16 protein-coding genes and 4 pseudogenes are annotated in these 17,977 nt (G+C 64.3%); 12 read left to right on the forward strand and 8 right to left on the reverse strand.

Annotated elements, in window-relative coordinates; genetic code table 11:
- Positions 1–11: 11 nt before the first annotated feature.
- Positions 12–793, reverse strand: a protein-coding gene (locus tag ACF3NH_RS21275) for an IS5 family transposase (RefSeq protein WP_422925811.1) whose coding sequence is annotated in 2 segments (ribosomal slippage) — positions 12–469 and positions 469–793 — 783 coding nt in all. Because the reading frame shifts where the segments join, the coding sequence is not laid out codon by codon here.
- 524 nt (positions 794–1,317) lie between these two features.
- Here ACF3NH_RS21275 and gmd point away from each other — a divergent pair.
- From gmd to ACF3NH_RS21290, 3 genes are all read left to right on the forward strand, one after another.
- Positions 1,318–2,454 carry a GDP-mannose 4,6-dehydratase gene (gene gmd, locus ACF3NH_RS21280; protein WP_422925790.1) on the forward strand — a complete coding sequence of 379 codons (1,137 nt, stop codon included), beginning with the start codon at positions 1,318–1,320 and terminating at the stop codon, positions 2,452–2,454.
- On the forward strand, positions 2,454–3,398 hold the full coding sequence (gene fcl, locus ACF3NH_RS21285; RefSeq protein ID WP_422925792.1) for a GDP-L-fucose synthase: 945 nt from the start codon (positions 2,454–2,456) through the stop codon (positions 3,396–3,398). Before gmd ends, fcl begins: the two co-directional genes overlap by 1 nt.
- A gap of 96 nt (positions 3,399–3,494) precedes the next feature.
- Positions 3,495–5,339, forward strand: a complete 1,845-nt coding sequence (locus ACF3NH_RS21290; protein WP_422925794.1) for a nucleotide-binding protein — start codon at positions 3,495–3,497, stop codon at positions 5,337–5,339.
- Between the two features lie 130 nt (positions 5,340–5,469).
- Here the strand turns inward: ACF3NH_RS21290 and ACF3NH_RS21295 are convergent.
- Positions 5,470–5,706 (reverse strand): annotated as a pseudogene (locus ACF3NH_RS21295) (transposase); the annotation flags it as partial.
- Positions 5,707–5,810: 104 nt separating this feature from the next.
- Between ACF3NH_RS21295 and tnpA the strand changes: the two are divergent.
- The 6 genes and pseudogenes from tnpA to ACF3NH_RS21325 all read left to right on the forward strand — a co-directional run bounded on the left by tnpA (position 5,811) and on the right by ACF3NH_RS21325 (position 8,807).
- Positions 5,811–6,215, forward strand: a complete 405-nt coding sequence (gene tnpA, locus ACF3NH_RS21300) for an IS66-like element accessory protein TnpA (RefSeq protein ID WP_422925486.1) — start codon at positions 5,811–5,813, stop codon at positions 6,213–6,215.
- Entirely contained in the window at positions 6,212–6,559 is a 348-nt protein-coding gene (tnpB, locus tag ACF3NH_RS21305; protein WP_422925488.1) for an IS66 family insertion sequence element accessory protein TnpB, read from the forward strand. The genes tnpA and tnpB overlap by 4 nt, the downstream gene beginning before the upstream one ends.
- Before the next feature lie 60 nt (positions 6,560–6,619).
- A complete protein-coding gene (tnpC, locus tag ACF3NH_RS21310; RefSeq protein ID WP_422925490.1) occupies positions 6,620–8,212 on the forward strand; it encodes an IS66 family transposase in 1,593 nt (530 codons plus the stop codon).
- Positions 8,209–8,574 carry a plasmid pRiA4b ORF-3 family protein gene (locus ACF3NH_RS21315; RefSeq protein WP_422925796.1) on the forward strand — a complete coding sequence of 122 codons (366 nt, stop codon included), beginning with the start codon at positions 8,209–8,211 and terminating at the stop codon, positions 8,572–8,574. The genes tnpC and ACF3NH_RS21315 overlap by 4 nt, the downstream gene beginning before the upstream one ends.
- A pseudogene (locus tag ACF3NH_RS21320) lies at positions 8,574–8,672 on the forward strand (IS1096 element passenger TnpR family protein); the annotation flags it as partial. The gene ACF3NH_RS21315 and the pseudogene ACF3NH_RS21320, both read left to right, overlap by 1 nt.
- A 6-nt stretch (positions 8,673–8,678) precedes the next feature.
- Positions 8,679–8,807, forward strand: coding sequence for a hypothetical protein (locus tag ACF3NH_RS21325; RefSeq protein ID WP_422925798.1), 129 nt, complete (start codon positions 8,679–8,681; stop codon positions 8,805–8,807).
- Between the two features lie 238 nt (positions 8,808–9,045).
- Here the strand turns inward: ACF3NH_RS21325 and ACF3NH_RS21330 are convergent, their stop codons facing one another.
- Positions 9,046–10,122 (reverse strand): IS5 family transposase, encoded by a 1,077-nt coding sequence (locus ACF3NH_RS21330; RefSeq protein ID WP_422922789.1) that lies wholly within the window; start codon positions 10,120–10,122, stop codon positions 9,046–9,048.
- Between the two features lie 80 nt (positions 10,123–10,202).
- A pseudogene (locus tag ACF3NH_RS21335) lies at positions 10,203–11,171 on the reverse strand (IS256 family transposase); the annotation flags it as partial.
- Between the two features lie 175 nt (positions 11,172–11,346).
- Here ACF3NH_RS21335 and ACF3NH_RS21340 point away from each other — a divergent pair.
- Positions 11,347–11,505 (forward strand): annotated as a pseudogene (locus ACF3NH_RS21340) (transposase); the annotation flags it as partial.
- Positions 11,506–11,646: 141 nt separating this feature from the next.
- On the opposite strand, the gene ACF3NH_RS21345 reads toward ACF3NH_RS21340, so the two are convergent.
- Complete coding sequence (locus ACF3NH_RS21345) at positions 11,647–12,366, reverse strand: recombinase family protein (RefSeq protein ID WP_422925800.1); 720 nt, start codon at positions 12,364–12,366, stop codon at positions 11,647–11,649.
- 106 nt (positions 12,367–12,472) lie between these two features.
- Positions 12,473–13,123, reverse strand: a complete 651-nt coding sequence (locus ACF3NH_RS21350; RefSeq protein ID WP_422925802.1) for a hypothetical protein — start codon at positions 13,121–13,123, stop codon at positions 12,473–12,475.
- 86 nt (positions 13,124–13,209) lie between these two features.
- On the opposite strand from ACF3NH_RS21350, the gene ACF3NH_RS21355 reads away from it, so the two are divergent.
- The gene (locus ACF3NH_RS21355; RefSeq protein ID WP_422922789.1) at positions 13,210–14,286 is read left to right on the forward strand and encodes an IS5 family transposase; all 1,077 of its coding nucleotides are present in this window, start codon (positions 13,210–13,212) and stop codon (positions 14,284–14,286) included.
- 256 nt (positions 14,287–14,542) lie between these two features.
- Here the strand turns inward: ACF3NH_RS21355 and ACF3NH_RS21360 are convergent, their stop codons facing one another.
- Positions 14,543–15,496, reverse strand: a complete 954-nt coding sequence (locus ACF3NH_RS21360) for a primase-helicase family protein (RefSeq protein WP_422925804.1) — start codon at positions 15,494–15,496, stop codon at positions 14,543–14,545.
- Between the two features lie 59 nt (positions 15,497–15,555).
- Entirely contained in the window at positions 15,556–16,755 is a 1,200-nt protein-coding gene (locus tag ACF3NH_RS21365) for an IS256 family transposase (RefSeq protein WP_422921854.1), read from the reverse strand.
- A gap of 260 nt (positions 16,756–17,015) precedes the next feature.
- Between ACF3NH_RS21365 and ACF3NH_RS21370 the strand changes: the two genes are divergently transcribed.
- A protein-coding gene (locus ACF3NH_RS21370; RefSeq protein ID WP_198368402.1) for an IS630 family transposase occupies positions 17,016–17,961 on the forward strand; the annotation gives its coding sequence in 2 pieces (ribosomal slippage) (positions 17,016–17,356 and positions 17,355–17,961; 948 coding nt in all).
- Positions 17,962–17,977: the final 16 nt, after the last annotated feature.

Consider the following 17,977-nt stretch of genomic DNA (forward strand, 5'->3'; position numbering starts at 1 on the left):
TGCCGCGGCGCCTAGGCGGCGTGGACAAATTTGAGCCAGTATCTGGCGGTGGCGAGATGGACCATGCCGAGGAAGCTGTTGGCCAGTTGATCGTAGCGGGTGGCGATGGCACGGTTGATCTTCAGGTGGCCGAACATGCGCTCGATGCGGTTACGTTGTTTGTAGAGGACCCGGTCATGCTCGATCCTCACACGGCGATTTGACCGACCGGGTATGACAGCCTTGATCTTCCGTTCCGCCAGATCAGCACGGATGGCGTCTGCATCGTACCCCTTGTCGGCGAGCAGGGCATCGGGCGCGTGTTCGGGCAAGCCGATCAGAGCGTCATATGCCTTGCAATCTGCCGCTTCGCCAACCGTCAGATGGAAGGCGAGCGGTCGTCCGAGGGCATCAGCCAGGCAGTGAAGCTTACTAGTGAACCCGCCCCGCGAGCGGCCAAGAGCGCGTCGATGAGTCCCCCTTTTCCGCCCGCTGCCGAGACATGGGCGCGAACGGTGGTGCTGTCGATGCTGTAATGGCCGCTGTCTGCCATGACCTCAGCGAGTGTTACCGCCACGGTCTCCCAGACACCGGCCTCGCTCCAGCGCCGGAACCGTCGATAAATGGTGTTCCAGCTTCCGTATTTTGGTGGAACGTCACGCCATGGAGCGCCGCAGCGGAGGCGCCAGAGGATGCCGTTGATGACAGAGCGGTTCTGTTCAGGACGCCTGCCGCGACCACGGTTCTCGGGCTCGATCGGCAGCAAATCCTTCAGGACGCGCCATTCCGCTTCAGTGAGATCGCCACGGCTCAAGCCTGCCTCCAAAAAGCAGCCTTGAATCAATATCATCAGCTCGCGTCAATCTGGTTCTTGAATCAAGATGGACGGGCCTCTTTGCGAATAGAGAGCACTGGGCTACCCAATGCCAATGACCGATGGTGGATATAAAGGTGGGGCGACGGTCGAAGGCCGCTGGGGATGTATAGCCTCCGCCGTCCTGGGCGTACCTGTCTTCATGTTCCTGCTGCTTGTCGATGCGTTGGTGGACTGCGTGCCGGACACCGCGTGCAAGAAGGGCTTTCTGACCCAAGTCTTACTACCCTCCGCTGTCATCGCCATCGGGGTCGGCCTTCTCGTCCGCTGGGCAGTCAAAACCGCTAGGCGGAACAACCCTGACTGAGCGCTGCTGCGCTCATCGGAATTTGTCCACGCCGCCTAGGCATGCCGTTGCTGCGGACTCAAAAAATGAGTTGCAAAAAAAAGGAGTGAAGGAAAGAACTGTGATCGATTTAGCAATTAGTATATAAAAAGGACAAAATGTGGTATCAGGAGACGATATGAGCGGGCATTCTGCGGACGCGCCTGGCGCTGCTTCTAAACCCAAGGTTGCATTAATCACGGGCGTTACGGGGCAGGATGGGTCCTATCTTGCGGAGCTTTTGCTTCAGAAAGGATATCAGGTCCACGGTATTAAGCGCCGCTCATCATCCTTCAATACCGGACGGGTCGACCACCTATATCAGGATCCTCATGAAAGACCGCTCCGCTTCTCGCTGCATTACGGTGATCTCACCGATTCAACAAACCTGATCCGCATTCTTCAGGAAACCCAGCCGGACGAGATTTACAACCTCGGAGCACAATCGCATGTCCGAGTTAGCTTCGAGGCACCAGAATACACAGGTAACTCAGATGCGCTCGGCACACTGCGGCTGCTGGAAGCGATCCGCATCCTCAATATGGAAAAACGGACCCGCTTCTATCAGGCTTCAACTAGTGAACTTTATGGTAAGGTGCAGGCCATACCCCAGTCCGAGACAACGTCTTTCTACCCGCGTAGCCCCTATGCTGTGGCCAAGCTGTATGGCTACTGGATGACAGTAAACTATAGGGAGGCCTACGGAATGCATGCTTCCAACGGCATTCTATTCAACCATGAGAGCCCTCGGCGCGGCGAGACCTTTGTGACGCGCAAGATCACTCGAGCTGCGGCGGCTATTAGTCTGGGTCTTCAGGACTGCTTATGGCTCGGGAATCTTGACGCCAAAAGAGATTGGGGTCACGCGCGCGATTACGTCGAAGGGATGTGGCGTATTGTGCAGAACCCTGTTCCAGATGATTTCGTTCTTGCAACGGGAGAGTGTCACACCGTTAGGCATTTCGTTGAACTTGCGTTCCGCCGGGTGGGCATCGAAATCGGCTGGCATGGCTCGCATGTCGAGGAAGAGGGGCGGTGTGAGGATACCGGAAAGGTGCTTGTGCGCATCGACCAGGCTTACTTCCGTCCCACCGAGGTGGATCTGCTGGTCGGCGACCCATCGAAGGCGAAGGAGGTCTTGTCATGGTTCCCGCGGATCAGCCTTCAGGAACTCGTCACAGAGATGGTTGACAGCGACGTCGCGGCGATGAAGACACTGCAGCCGGGAGCGCTACGACCCCTTACGGCCGAACTCCCCGAGAATGGAGCGCCTTGATGCATTTCCCCATCGCCGGCCGCCGGGTCTTTGTTGCTGGCCATCGCGGGATGGTGGGTTCGGCCTGCATGCGGCGCTTGTCACATGAGGGGTGCACAGTCCTCACGGCCGATCGACGCGATGTCAATCTCATTGAGCAACAGGATGTTCGCAAGTTCCTGCAGGACAGCCGACCCGACGTCGTTATTGTAGCGGCGGCGAAGGTCGGCGGAATCCTGGCCAATGATACCTATCCCGCAGAGTTCCTGTACGAGAACCTGATGATAGCGTCGAATATCATCGAGGCTTCATTCAGGGCTCGAGTCGGAAAACTGCTATTTTTGGGATCCTCCTGCGTTTATCCCGGTGCGGCACCACAGCCAATTGTCGAGTCAGCATTGCTGAGTGGCCCTCTCGAACCCACAAACCAATGGTATGCCGTCGCCAAGATTGCCGGACTGAAGCTATGTGAGGCCTACCGCAAGCAGTATGGCGCCGACTTCATTAGCGCGATGCCATCTAATCTGTATGGTCCTAACGACTATTTCCACCCAGAACGCAGCCACGTTCTGCCCGGCCTGCTGCAGCGCTTCCATCGCGCGCGGCTCGACAATCTTTCGGAAGTGGTGTGCTGGGGATCCGGCCGTCCACGTCGTGAGTTCCTGCATGTTGACGATTTAGCTGATGCCTGCGTGTTCCTCTTGAAGAACTACTCGCAGGACGAGACTATCAATGTTGGAACCGGAACCGATATTACGATTGCTGAACTTGCCGAGTTAATCGCGTCCGTGACAGGCTATGAAGGAAAGGTTGTCTGGGATCAATCCAAGCCCGATGGCACCATGCTGAAGCGTATGGACGTGTCCAGGCTCACGGAGCTCGGCTGGCGGCCCCAGATCCCGCTGGAAGAGGGTGTTGCGGCAACCTATCAATGGTTCCTCCAGCAGGCCGCGCTGCGCCGCTAGAAGCCGTCGCTACATCCCACCCGGGTGGAGCGGTGCGCGACCTGAACCCGGCATCAAACAGACCAGATTGACAGAGCACTGGAGGCAACCCTCGTTATGCTTAGATTCCGTCATTCGCCTGAACCATCAGGGCGGTCGGAATACTCTTCAGGCGACATACGGATCGAGCCGGCGAGCCTTCATAGCCAATACCGGCTTCGACCCGAACCGGAAGAGACCCTAAACGTTCTGCGGCTCGTCGCGGCGGCTAGGCGGCAGAAGTGGTTCCTCGTCGCTAGTCTTGCGGGTAGTCTGATTGTTGGCTTGGCTTACCTGCAGATTGCCCAGCCTCTCTATACTGCGACGGCGCGGCTGCTGGCTGTGGGAGAGGCGCAGCTTGTGGGCGGCGGGACCGATGCATCGCAAGCTGCGGTTGATGCAGTTCGCGTCGATACACAGGTCGAGCTTCTCGCGGCTGACATAACCCTGGATGCCGTGCTGCAAGCACTATCGCCGGACCAGAAGGCTGCGCTGCGCCAAGATGCTGAATTAGCTGGCCTGCGGCAAGCGGCTAGCGGCGACACAAACCTGTCGGAACTTGAGACACTCAGAAGGAATCTTAGTGTCAGCCGCCTTGAGCGCACCTATGTCTTCTTGGTCAGCTACAGATCAGCCTCTGCACCTCTCGCTGCAGACGTTGCTAATGCCTTCGGCTTTGCATTCATTGATAACCAGCGGAAGGTGCAGGAAGAAGGCACCCGTCAGGCACTGGCTCAACTACAGGCCCGCTCCGTGAATCTAGCGCAGGAAATCGCAGCTGTTGAACAGCAGAGCGCCCACATATTTCGCGGTGGCCGAAGCACGGATCAGGCCCTTGTTGCAAAGCGCGAGCTGGATTTCAGGGCCGAGCAACTGCGTACCGAGCTGGAGGGGGTCTCGTTGCGGCTACAAGCAATGGCTCGGTACCCGGTTGGTGTCGTTGCAGCGGGACGGATGATCGTTGCGGCAACCGAGCCCGACAAACCTACTCGTCCCCGCAAGAGCATGGTGCTTCTCCTCAGCGTAGCGGCTGGCCTTCTGCTCGGGGCAGGTATCGCCGGGATACGAGAGCTCCTGGACGTCAGCTTCCGAACGGCACAGTCAGTGCGTAGCACTCTTGGCTTGCCATTCATCGGATTTTTGCCTCACCTGCGCCGGAAGCCGCCTAGCAAGGCGGTGGCACAAAGCATCCCGCGGGAGATGCGATACGCTATAGATCATCCGAAATCTCGCTTCGCCGATACTTTGCGTGCTGCTTACGTGGCCATTGCGGAGCGGTCAGAGAAGGGCGCGGTGGTTGGTGTGGGCTCTGTGCTTCCGCGAGAGGGCAAGACAACGGTTGCAGCTAATCTTGCTACCTTGCTAGCGAGTGAGGGGCTCTCCGTCCTACTCGTTGATGGCAATCTACGACGCAGCGACCTCTCATCCCGGTTCGTAGCTGATGCAAATCCTGCCTTGCAGCGCCACCACATGTCGGTCTCATTGCTTCTGCGGTTCCAGACAGGGCAGCTTCACTTCTTATGCCTGAATTCAGGAGATTCCCATTCGGGCACTGCGGCCCTCCGGCCGGCCGAAATAGCTACGTCATTTGAGAAACTGTGCAGCGAGTATGATCTAGTGGTTGTCGACATACCCACTGTCGACTCATGCGCCGAGGCACGCGCTATCATGGCTGCCCTTGAACATGTTCTTTTAGTGGTGCGGTGGGGTCAGACTTCCCGCCACATAGTTGCCCGTAAATTAGCGAACTCGCCGCAATTGCATCACCGGATCGTAGGCGTGTTGCTCAACGATGTAAATTTTAATAGCCTTTCCTCCTTCGAAGAAAGTGATGCCGTCAGAGAAAAGATGTTCAGCGGCGAATTCACAGAAGTGGCTACACCGCCCTTATTCATGGATCCTCATGCCCCTGCATCCAGTTGAACGGCATGTTTAGCTGTCCGGTTGTGAGGCCTCCTTTGCGTCCTCAGCAATGAGGCATGCGCAGGCTGATCCGATCGTGTCCCACCCTGTGGTGTAGGAGCGGCGCTCCTCAGCGGGCTGAGCCGCGGTGTCAGGCTGCCGCGGCGGGCAGGCTGACGGGGGCAGTATCGCTCACAGCGCCGATGGTCTCCAGCGTCATGTAGCGCGACCGCTGTGTGGCCCATTCGTCGGACTGCTCGAGGAGCAGAGCGCCGACGAGCCTGGTGATGGCGGCTTCGTTGGGGAAGATGCCGACGACGTCGGTGCGCCGCTTGATTTCGCCGTTGAGGCGCTCGATGGGGTTGGTGCTGTGGAGCTTGGCGCGGTGCTCCGTACCCATCCGCCGACGGCCGCCTTTCGTCTCTCGGCTGAACCTGTCTTCTGATCTTAGCGACGTTCGTAGGAGCGTCTTTAAGATCGGGGTAGCGAGGCATGGAGATCATCACCGGGGTTGAACGGCGGCGTCGTTGGCGGCTTGAGGACAAGCTGCGGATCGTGGCGGAGGCCGGGGAGCCCGGGGCGCGCTTCGCTGAGGTGGCGCGGCGGCACGAGGTGAGCCGGAGCGTGCTGTGGACTTGGCGCACGCAGGTGCGGGAGGGGGCGCTGGCGCCCGAGCCGGTGCCGATGTTCGTGCCGGTGCAGGTGACGGCGGATGTGCCCGCCCCGCGCGGGAGTGTGCCAGCCGCGTCCTCAGCGCCCTCTGGCCCGGACGGGGCGAGATGCGAGGTTGGTGGAGGGCGGATCGAGATTACTCTGCCGAATGGTACGGTGATCCGGGTGGGCGAGGAGATCGGCTCGGCGGTGCTGCGGCGCGTGGTGGCGGCGTTGCGCGGATGATCCCGGTTCCTACGGGTGTGCGGGTCTGGCTGGCCGTGGGCCACACCGACATGCGGCGCGGCATGAATGGCTTGGCGCTGCAGGTGCAGCAGTCGCTGGGGCGTGATCCCTATGCCGGTGATCTCTACGTCTTTCGTGGGCGCCGAGGTGACCTGCTCAAGGTCGTCTGGCACGACGGGGTCGGTATGTCGCTCTACGCGAAAAGGCTGGAGCGCGGGCGGTTCATCTGGCCCTCGCCGGCGGATGGCTCTGTGGTGATCTCGGGATCCCAACTCGCCTACATGCTCGACGGGATCGACTGGCGGAACCCACAACGGACATGGCGCCCGGAGGTCGCGGGATAAGGCAGATCGGCACGCATTTCGACTACCAGCCAGGCGCGGATCTGTGATTCCATCCACGGCGTGACACCCACGCCGGACGCCTTGCCCGATGATGTCGCCGCCCTGCGCGCCGCCCTTGCGGCCGAACAACTGGCGCGCCGCGAGGCCGAGGCGCGTGCCTCGGGCGCCGAGGCGATGGTGGCGCATCTCAAGCTGCTGATCGCCAAGCTCAAGCATGACCGGTTCGGCGCCTCCTCCGAGCGCGGCCGCAAGCTGCTCGACCAGCTGGAACTCGAGCTCGACGAGCTGGTCACGGCCGCCAGCGAGGACGCGGCCAAGACCGGGAACGAGACCGGCAGGCAGGGGAGCGGCGATCGCGCCGGCCTCCCGCCGCGCCGCCAGCCCGTTCGCGCGCCCCTGCCGGCCCATCTGCCGCGCGAGCGGGTGGTGCTCCCGTCGCCCTCTGCCTGCCCCTGCTGCGGCGGCAAGCTCGCCAAGCTGGGCGAGGACATCACGGAGACGCTCGAGGTGGTGCCCCGGAGTTGGAAGGTGATCCAGACCGTGCGGGAGCGGCTCAGCTGCCGCGCCTGCGAGACCATCACACAGCCACCGGCACCATTCCACCCCATCGCCCGCGGACGGGCCGGGCCGAACCTGCTGGCGATGATCCTGGAGGCCAAGTTCGGCCAACACCTGCCGCTGAACCGCCAGAGCGAGACCTTTGCCCGCGAAGGGGTTGAACTGAGCGTCTCCACCATGGCCGACTGGGTCGGCACCTGCACGGCCATGCTGGCGCCTCTGGTGGCGCGGATCGATGCCCATGTCCTGGCGGCGGAACGCCTGCATGGCGACGACACCACCGTCCCGCTCATGGCCCGCGGCAAGACCGTCACGGCCCGCCTCTGGACCTATGTGCGCGACGACCGGCCCTTTGCCGGGCCGGCACCACCGGCGGCGATGTTCCGGTATTCGCGGGACCGCACGGCCGAGCACCCGAACCGACACCTGGCCGGATACACGGGGATCCTGCAGGCGGACGCTTATGCCGGGTTCAACAATCTCTACGAAGCGGGACGCAAGCCCGGCCCGATCACCGAGGCAACGTGCTGGGCCCATGGCCGGCGCAAACTGTTCAAGCTCGCCGAGGTTGCTCGCGCACCACTCGCGGCCGAGGCGGTGCGGCGGATCGACGCGATCTTTGATGCCGAGCGCGCCATCAACGGGCTGCCGGCCGAACAGCGCCTTGCCGTGCGTCGCGAGCACATCGCGCCTCTGGCGGCCGAGCTCGAGGTCTGGATGCGTGAGCAACGCGGCAGGCTGTCGCGGCATGCCGACCTCGCCAAGGCCATGGATTACATGCTCAAGCGCTGGGACGCGTTCACCCGGTTCCTGACCGATGGCCGGATCTGCTTGACGAATAATGCAGCCGAACGCGAGCTGCGCGGTGTGGCTCTGGGCCGAAAGGCATGGCTTTTTGCGGGAAGCGACCGCGGTGGCGAGCGTGCTGCCGCCATGTACTCCCTCGTCGCCACGGCCAAGCTGAACGACGTCGACCCGCGTGCCTGGCTTGCCGATATGCTGGCCAGGATCGCCGACCATCCCCTCTCGAAACTGGATGAGCTGATGCCCTGGAACTGGGCGCGGGAGATGCAGCGACGGAAGGTGGCGGCATGACCAGCAACAGCATTGCCCCTCTCAAGATCACCCTCGATGAGGTCAAGCCCGTGGTCCTGCGCCGGGTCGAGGTGCCGCTGACGATCCGCCTCGATCGCCTGCACCTCGTCCTCCAGGCCGCAATGGGCTGGACCAACAGCCATCTCTACGAAATCCGGGCCCGCGATGTGGGCTGGGGCATGCCCGACCCGGACTGGGGCGGAGGCCCTCTCGATGCGCGCAAGGCACGCCTCGTCGATGTCCTCGAGGACACCGGTGCGAAGACGCTGAAGTACCTCTACGACTTCGGTGATGGCTGGGAGCACACGGTCAAGATCGAGCGCGTCACGGAGGTCGCGCGGGCCTCACATACCCGCTCCTGATCGACGCGACCGGACGCTGCCCGCCCGAGGACGTTGGTGGTCCCTGGGGCTACGCTGAATTCCTCCAGGCCATCGCCGATCCAAAGCACGAGAACCATGCTGAGATGAGCGAGGGGGCGGGCGAGCCATTCGACCCAGCCAAGATCGACATCGACGAGCATGCGAAGGCCGTCGCGGACCTCGCCAAGGCATGGTCACGCAAACCAGCCGTCAGGCGCAAGCCAGCAAGCTGATCACGGCCCTCCCAGGATCGGCACCCCCGAGGAGCTCAGCCCCGACCGGTAGCGGCGAACGCCGCCCACCACCTGACCTCGGCATCCGCGGCCTTGGCCGTATGGACACCTCGAACTACCCGCTGCTGCATGGCCTTCGCGTGCAGGATGGTCGCCTCAGGCCGTGACGTGCCCCTGTTGACCCGGCTGGGTCACCGGCTTTGGGCGGCGGGTTCTGCCCTTCGTGGACGCTGTGGGGTTATGCGGGCGCAGCTCGGGCGCTGAGCCAGGCCAGGCGGGTGAAGTTGTAAGCCAAGTTGGCGATGCCGATCTTCACCTGGGCCCGGGCCAGGCCGATGGTGCGGACGAACAGCGCCATGCGGTGTTTCTGGGCGGCAAAGACATGCTCGATGCCGGAGCGGATCCGGGCGCGTGATGCATTGGCTTTCGCCTGCTGCTCAGGGAGTTCGCGCCGTGGCGGTCTGCGGAACAGGATGCGCTCGCTCAGCCCGCGCCGTTCCAGCGCTTCCAGATTGCGCTTCGTGCGGTAGGCCGTGTCCGCCCAGACGCGGCTGGCCGTGTTCTCGGGATCGAGCAGGGCAGGAAAGCTACGGCTGTCGTGCTGGGCGGCATCAGTGACCGTCCAGCGGCGGATCAGCCCGTACCGCCGGTCGATGCCGATATGGCTCTTGTAGCCAAAAACCGGCACCGCGATCTGAATGGCTTGGCGCTGCGCACCTTCTGGTTTGGGTTTGGTTCTGCCGCGCTTGAGCGTCCAACGCGCGTCGCGATCCTTCTGCGCCCGCTTGGCCTTTGACCAGTGCGTCGGCGTGTTGCCCTCACGAATAGTGGCTTTCTCATCGAGGGTGAGCTTCTGGCGTGGCGCGGCGATCAGGGTCGCGTCGATGATCTGCCCGCCCATGGCCAAATAGCCTTGCTCGACCAGCACCGCGTCGAAGCGGCGGAACAGCCCTTCGATGGCACCCGCCTGCTTGAGCTGCTCGCGATAGAGCCAGATCGTCTTGGCGTCGGGCACTGCCTGGTGCAGGCCGAGACCTGCGAAGCGCATGAAGGACAGCCGGTCCCGCAATTGGAACTCGGTCTGCTCGTCGGAGAGGCTGTAGAGCGCCTGCAGCACCAGGATGCGGAACATCAGCACCGCGTCATAGGGCGGGCGACCACCGCGGCTGCGATCCGACCGCGCCAGCGCCGCCTCCAGCACGGGCCGGAAGACCTCGAAGCCGACCGCGGCCGCAAGACGTTCCAGCGGATCGCCGGCGGCAGAGAGGGCCGCATACCGCTCATCGACATCGAAGAAGCCAGGCTGACCCGCCATCGCCACTGCCTCCGCTGACCGGAGCCAGTGAATCACCTCAGCGCACTAGCAGCGAGGTATTTCGAAGTGTCCGTATGGATACGGTGCTCCCGCGGGAAATCCATGAAAGCCAGCACGTCCTCCTCGGCCGCATCCATCAGGCTGGCGAGTTTCGGCACCCTGGGGCGGAGCTGGTCGGCCACGGATCGCCACTGGGCATGGGCGGCCGCGGCATCGGCCTCGGCATAGGCGGTGCCGATCCAAGCCGAGACGATGCGGCGCTGGGTCTTGCCCGCATGGGCGGCGGCGTTTCGGCCGAAATGCACGCGGCACCTTTGCCATGTGGCCCGGAGCACCTTGGCCACTGCGGCCTTGAGGCCCTCATGGGCGTCGGAGATGACCAGCTTGACGCCGCGCAGGCCGCGCCGGGTCAGGCCGCGGAGGAAGTCCGTCCAGAAGGTCTCCGCCTCGGAGGCGCCGACCGCCATGCCGAGCACCTCGCGGCGTCCGTCACTGTTGACGCCTACCGCGATGGTGACCGCGACCGAGACAATGCGGCCAGCCTCGCGCACCTTCACGTAGGTGGCGTCGAGCCACAGGTAGGGCCAGTCGCCCTCGATAGGGCGGCCCAGGAAGTCCTGCACCCGGCCGTCGATCTCGGCGCAGAGCCGGGAGACCTGGCTCTTGGAAATGCCCTCCATCCCCATGGCCCGGACCAGGTCGTCCACCGAGCGCGTGGAAATGCCCTGGACATAGGCCTCCTGGATGACTGCCGTCAGCGCCTTCTCCGCCAGCCGCCGAGGCTCCAGGAAAGCCGGGAAGTAGCTGCCCTTGCGGAGCTTGGGGATGCGAAGCTCCACCGTGCCGGCTCGGGTCTGCCAATCCCGCTCGCGATAACCGTTGCGCTGGTTCACCCGCTCGGCGCTGCGCTCGCCATGCCCCGCACCGCAGCGGCCGTCCGTCTCCAGCTCCATCAGCCGCTGGGCGGCAAAGCCGATCATCTCCCGCAGAAAAGTCGCGTCAGAGCCCTTCTCCAGAAGCTCGCGAAGGGCAATCCTCTCGTCGGTCATCGTGGCGTCCTTGCGTCAGAGTTGCGTGTTGCAACACAACCCTACCGAGGATCACCGCGATGGCCGCCCTAACTTGGGCGGCTGCCTCCTACACCACCACCCGGGGCACGACCGCTGATCCTCCTTCGAATTGGTGGATCACCCCTGAGTAAGCTCCCTGGGAGCAAGGTGTCCGATGAACAAGACGCGGCGAGAGTTCACGCCGGAGTTCAAGCAGAAGGCGGTCGCGCTGTTGCGCTCCAGCGGCTGCCCGCTGATGCAAGTCGCCGGCGAGTTGGGGATCCAGCCCTCCATGCTGCGCAGTTGGCGGAGTCGGCAGAACGGCGAGGTGCCGTGACAAACGCCCGCGACGTGACCACAGGGCCGAGAAGAGGCCGCTGTTCTGAGAGAGGGATAGTCAGGGCGCGATGAGTACCCCGGGGGGCCTACCCGGCGGGGGGGTCTGAGTGCTCGCCAGGGTTTGTCCTGTGGCCCGTCATCCCGGCGGATCCCGGGTCACCCGCGCCAGGGCATCCAGCGAGAGGCGGCTGCCGTGCTGCTCGGCCACCGCGTCACGGATGGCACGCAGGCTCGCCCCCTTGGACCGCAGCTGGCACGCCGTGGCGATGACCGCCTGCTCCTCCGGCACAGCCTCCAGACCGCCCTCCGCGGTCGGGCGGAAGCCGAAGGGGACCTTGCCGCCCAGGTAGCGGCCGCGGCCGCGCTGGTCGCGCTTGACCTGGGTGATGCGCTCACGGATGCGGTCGCGCTCGGCCTCGGCAAAGGCGGCGGCGATGGTCAGGAAGAGCCGGCTCAACCCGTTGCCGCTGATGTCGCCGCCGAGGTCCAGCAGCACCAGGTGCACGCCGCGCTGCTTCAGCGCCTCCACCGCCTGCAGCGCATCGAGCGCCGAGCGGAACAGGCGGTCCAGCTTGGCCACCACGACGGTGTCGCCGGCGCGCAGGCTCGTCCAGAGGCGGCTGCCTTCCGGCCGCTCGGCCAGGGGCAGGCTGCCGCTGACGCCGCGCTCCACGAAGACCTCGGAGAGGGTCTGACCGGCCATGTGGCACCAGCCCTCGATCTGCCGCTGCTGCACCAGCAGGCTCTCGCCCGCATCGGCCTGCTGCACCGTACTGACGCGGCAATAGCCGACCACCCGTCCGACCTTCGTGGAAGGGTTGGCGCGACGCGAGGTTGTCTGCTTGTCGGCTTGCATGGACGAGACATAGATCTGTCTGCTTCCTTTAGCAAGCAGACAAAACCCGCCTGAGCCTTGCGGTCACGCCCCATAGGGCAAGGTAGGAGGGATGACTTCCCCTCGCCTACCGGGTCCGCTCTGCCGCCGTCGGATCGGCCGCAACCGCCAGCTCCCGTTGACCGCCGGCTTCGGCCTCTTCAGCGTCGCCGTCGATCACTGGGCTACCTCCATCCTGCTCCAGCAGCTGGTGCAAGAGCAGCAGTTGCTGGCCGGTCAGCCTGTCGAGCACGCTGCCGTGGCCGGGATCCGTCTGCCGCGCGTGCAGGGCGTGCAGCCTGGCAATTTCCGCGCTGGCGGCGATCGCGGCGCGCCGGTCGTGCTTTGCCCGCGCATCCTCGGCAACGCCAGTCAGGAAATCGATCAGCCAGTTCCGAACGGCGTCGCTGCCCATCTCCGACAAGCGAGGGGTGTCTGTGGGAAGGACTGGAGCGAGGGCCGTCTGGACAGCCGGCAGCACCTCCGGCACTGCTGCCGCGGTGAGAGCCGCTTCCAGTGCCACGGAGGCCCGTCGGTGAATTCTAGCGACCGGGAAATAGCTTTCTTCCGGGCCGCAGGCGCGAGCACCAGAAGAGGTGCGGGCGCGGACTTCCTCGACGCTGGTGCCGAGTTCCCGAAGGCGTGCTGCGACGGGCGGCCGCCGAATGAAGAGGTAAGCCTTCCGGCTGGCTGTATTGGGCGCGAATCCCGCGTTGCGCGCAGCGTCGACGATGTTCATGCCGGCCGCCAGCTGGACACTTCGAAATACCTCGCTGCTAGTGCGCTGAGGTGATTCACTGGCTCCGGTCAGCGGAGGCAGTGGCGATGGCGGGTCAGCCTGGCTTCTTCGATGTCGATGAGCGGTATGCGGCCCTCTCTGCCGCCGGCGATCCGCTGGAACGTCTTGCGGCCGCGGTCGGCTTCGAGGTCTTCCGGCCCGTGCTGGAGGCGGCGCTGGCGCGGTCGGATCGCAGCCGCGGTGGTCGCCCGCCCTATGACGCGGTGCTGATGTTCCGCATCCTGGTGCTGCAGGCGCTCTACAGCCTCTCCGACGAGCAGACCGAGTTCCAATTGCGGGACCGGCTGTCCTTCATGCGCTTCGCAGGTCTCGGCCTGCACCAGGCAGTGCCCGACGCCAAGACGATCTGGCTCTATCGCGAGCAGCTCAAGCAGGCGGGTGCCATCGAAGGGCTGTTCCGCCGCTTCGACGCGGTGCTGGTCGAGCAAGGCTATTTGGCCATGGGCGGGCAGATCATCGACGCGACCCTGATCGCCGCGCCACGCCAGAAGCTCACCCTCGATGAGAAAGCCACTATTCGTGAGGGCAACACGCCGACGCACTGGTCAAAGGCCAAGCGGGCGCAGAAGGATCGCGACGCGCGTTGGACGCTCAAGCGCGGCAGAACCAAACCCAAACCAGAAGGTGCGCAGCGCCAAGCCATTCAGATCGCGGTGCCGGTTTTTGGCTACAAGAGCCATATCGGCATCGACCGGCGGTACGGGCTGATCCGCCGCTGGACGGTCACTGATGCCGCCCAGCACGACAGCCGTAGCTTTCCTGCCCTGCTCGATCCCGAGAACACGGCCAGCCGCGTCTGGGCGGACACGGCCTACCGCACGAAGCGCAATCTGGAAGCGCTGGAACGGCGCGGGCTGAGCGAGCGCATCCTGTTCCGCAGACCGCCACGGCGCGAACTCCCTGAGCAGCAGGCGAAAGCCAATGCATCACGCGCCCGGATCCGCTCCGGCATCGAGCATGTCTTTGCCGCCCAGAAACACCGCATGGCGCTGTTCGTCCGCACCATCGGCCTGGCCCGGGCCCAGGTGAAGATCGGCATCGCCAACTTGGCTTACAACTTCACCCGCCTGGCCTGGCTCAGCGCCCGAGCTGCGCCCGCATAACCCCACAGCGTCCACGAAGGGCAGAACCCGCCGCCCAAAGCCGGTGACCCAGCCGGGTCAACAGGGGCACGTCACGGCCTGAGGCGACCATCCTGCACGCGAAGGCCATGCAGCAGCGGGTAGTTCGAGGTGTCCATGCTGTTGACACCGTATACCCTCCCTGCCTCACAGCCACTCAGCCGGTCATGGACGTTTCCCTTCCGGGCGCGCGTTCCGCGTTGAGGCCAGCATGCGCCGGCCCCGCGCCTGCCGCCACTCACTTCAGAAGTTTCGCGAGGTCCTGGGCCAGAACCACGCGGCCGGCTTCACGTAGCTCGGCGAGCAGTCGGTGGACCACTAAACGTGGTGACAAGGCATTCAGCTGTTTATCATCCGCGCGTGACCAGACCGTCAGACTGGTGCCAGGTCGCTTGCCATCCACGGCGCGTGACGCCCTGATCTGCAGTCGTCCATCGGCCCCCGAGCTGCCGTGCCGCTGCCAGCCGGCCGACTTCATGGCCCTTTCTACGTGGCCATTCTTGCCCCTCCAGCGGGAGTCCCGCTGCGCGGCTTGGATGATCTCTTGCACCTCGCGGTGCCAGAGCAAGGTCCGGTGCGCCAGGCTGCCTTGCGCATCCTGATGCGTCAGCCGATCGAGCAACTGCTCGGCCGGTGCGCCACTGATGCTGTTACGTTGCATGGCCTGCTTGGCGAGGCTAGGCGGAGGGCAGCGCTTCGGGTTGAAGTCCGCTGAGATCGTCCGCTGCCTCAGCCACTCGCCCACCAACTGCAGACCACGTTGGCTGGCTGCTGCGTCATAGAAGCTATGCAACTCATTGGCCAAGGCTTCGGACATGCGTTCTTCGCGCGTCTGCAATACGGCGAAGCGCCGGTCGTCATCTTTTAAATCCACTGCATCTTCGTGATTCGTCGTAGCGATCCAGCTGATGCGGTCGGGAACCCGGTACGGCGTCACATACTTAGGATTGACCGTCCTGTCGCCGGCCACACTGGCAATATGGCCTTTCATGATTTCGACCACGCTGCGCTGCTGACCATCGGGCAGCTCAATGACCAGCACCACCTGGCTTTCAGCCCAGTGCCCATTATAGGCGCTCTGCAGATCCTGGAGCTGCACCACACTCCAGTTGTCTGCCCCCACCGCGCCCGTCCGCACCGGCAGCAGGACACTGTCTTTGCCAGTTCCTTGCGTCTTGGAGAGCAGCAGCATGGATCGTGTCCCACCCTGTGGTGTAGGAGCGGCGCTCCTCAGCGGGCTGAGCCGCGGTGTCAGGCTGCCGCGGCGGGCAGGCTGACGGGGGCAGTATCGCTCACAGCGCCGATGGTCTCCAGCGTCATGTAGCGCGACCGCTGTGTGGCCCATTCGTCGGACTGCTCGAGGAGCAGAGCGCCGACGAGCCTGGTGATGGCGGCTTCGTTGGGGAAGATGCCGACGACGTCGGTGCGCCGCTTGATTTCGCCGTTGAGGCGCTCGATGGGGTTGGTGCTGTGGAGCTTGGCGCGGTGCTCCCGCGGGAAATCCATGAAAGCCAGCACGTCCTCCTCGGCCGCATCCATCAGGCTGGCGAGTTTCGGCACCCTGGGGCGGAGCTGGTCGGCCACGGATCGCCACTGGGCATGGGCGGCCGCGGCATCGGCCTCGGCATAGGCGGTGCCGATCCAAGCCGAGACGATGCGGCGCTGGGTCTTGCCCGCATGGGCGGCGGCGTTTCGGCCGAAATGCACGCGGCACCTTTGCCATGTGGCCCGGAGCACCTTGGCCACTGCGGCCTTGAGGCCCTCATGGGCGTCGGAGATGACCAGCTTGACGCCGCGCAGGCCGCGCCGGGTCAGGCCGCGGAGGAAGTCCGTCCAGAAGGTCTCCGCCTCGGAGGCGCCGACCGCCATGCCGAGCACCTCGCGGCGTCCGTCACTGTTGACGCCTACCGCGATGGTGACCGCGACCGAGACAATGCGGCCAGCCTCGCGCACCTTCACGTAGGTGGCGTCGAGCCACAGGTAGGGCCAGTCGCCCTCGATAGGGCGGCCCAGGAAGTCCTGCACCCGGCCGTCGATCTCGGCGCAGAGCCGGGAGACCTGGCTCTTGGAAATGCCCTCCATCCCCATGGCCCGGACCAGGTCGTCCACCGAGCGCGTGGAAATGCCCTGGACATAGGCCTCCTGGATGACTGCCGTCAGCGCCTTCTCCGCCAGCCGCCGAGGCTCCAGGAAAGCCGGGAAGTAGCTGCCCTTGCGGAGCTTGGGGATGCGAAGCTCCACCGTGCCGGCTCGGGTCTGCCAATCCCGCTCGCGATAACCGTTGCGCTGGTTCACCCGCTCGGCGCTGCGCTCGCCATGCCCCGCACCGCAGCGGCCGTCCGTCTCCAGCTCCATCAGCCGCTGGGCGGCAAAGCCGATCATCTCCCGCAGAAAAGTCGCGTCAGAGCCCTTCTCCAGAAGCTCGCGAAGGGCAATCCTCTCGTCGGTCATCGTGGCGTCCTTGCGTCAGAGTTGCGTGTTGCAACACAACCCTACCGAGGATCACCGCGATGGCCGCCCTAACTTGGGCGGCTGCCTCCTACACCACCACCCGGGGCACGACCGCAGCATGCACCACTCGACCTTCACACCCGGGCTTTGCGCAAGATGCGAGACATGGTCTAGAGCAGTTTCCGCGTTCACCGATTCAGAAGAGGATTCCCTTCTGCGGCGGGATGTGATTCGCTTTTCCTCCTGCGAGGGAGGACAGGATGGCCCGAGCCTACAGCCAGGATCTCCGGACGCGTGTGCTCGACGCAACGGCACGCGGGATGTCGGCACGGCAGGCCGCAGCCCATTTCGGAGTGGGTGTGGCAACAGCCGTTGTGTGGGTACGGCGAGCGCGGGATGAGGGTGAGACGGCGGCACGCCGCCAGGGGCAGCCCAGAGGCTCCAAGCTTGATGGGCAGGCCGATTTCCTGCTCGACCTGGTCGCCGTCAGGCCCCTCATTACCCTCCGCGAGATGCAGCAGCGGCTGCATGACGAGCGCGGCCTCTCGGCGGGGATTGGCACGCTCTGGCGCTTCTTCGCGGCACGGGCGATCACCTTCAAAAAAAACCGCGCACGCCGCCGAGCAGGACCGGCCGGACATCGCCGCGGCCCGCGAAGCCTGGTTCGATCGGCAGCCTGACTTTCATCCTGATCGCCTGGTGTTCATCGATGAAACCGGTGCCAGCACCAAGATGGCGCGACTGCGGGGCCGTGCCCCACGTGGCGAGCGCCTGCGTGCAGGCGTGCCGCACGGACATTGGAAGACCACCACCTTCGTCGCCGGTCTCCGCCTCACAGGCCTGACCGCGCCTATGCTGCTCGATGGGCCCATGACCGCGCAGGCCTTCCAGGCCTATGTCGAGAAGGTCCTCTGTCCAACCCTGTGCGCCGGCGACACCGTCATCCTGGACAACCTGGCTGCGCATAAGCGCCACGAGGCCCGCCGGGCTATCGAGGCCACGGGTGCGTCCCTGCTGTTCCTTCCGCCCTACTCGCCGGACTTCAATCCAATCGAGAATGCCTTCTCCAAGCTGAAGGCGCTCCTGCGCAAGGCGGCGGAGCGCACCCTGGACGGGCTCTGGGCCACCATCGGCCAACTCCTCGATGCCTTCACACCAGCAGAATGCGCCAACTACTTCACCGCCGCCGGATATGAGCCGGAGTAGATGGAAAATGCTCTAG

Source organism: Pseudoroseomonas sp. WGS1072, assembly GCF_049340465.1.
In the GTDB taxonomy this organism is placed as follows: Bacteria; Pseudomonadota; Alphaproteobacteria; order Acetobacterales; family Acetobacteraceae; genus Pseudoroseomonas.